This is a genomic window from Pseudoalteromonas sp. SIMBA_162 (assembly GCF_046535955.1).
Classification (GTDB): domain Bacteria; phylum Pseudomonadota; class Gammaproteobacteria; order Enterobacterales; family Alteromonadaceae; genus Pseudoalteromonas; species Pseudoalteromonas marina.
Genome location: NZ_JAWJBQ010001103.1, coordinates 1 through 240 on the forward strand (window position 1 = coordinate 1; position 240 = coordinate 240).

Genomic DNA, 240 nt, shown 5'->3' on the forward strand with positions numbered 1-240 from the left:
CCTGATGCGCCGCCACGCCGATGTCGTTGAGCAGACAATAGCCGCTGGCGGCCTCCGGGTGGGCGTGATGGGTGCCGCCCGCGGTATTGCAGGCCAGTCCGCGCTTGAGCGCTTCGCGTACGGTGGTCATGGTGCCGCCCACGGCCAGCACGCTGCGCTCGCGCAGTGCCTCGCTCCACACGAAACCGCTGCGCCGCTGGGCCTGCGCGCTCAGGGTGCCAGTGAGGAACTCATGCACAT

General features: G+C 69.6%; 1 pseudogene. It reads right to left on the minus strand.

Annotated features, from left to right (window positions below):
* Positions 1-240: pseudogene (locus R0J88_RS23105) on the minus strand (histone deacetylase); the annotation flags it as partial.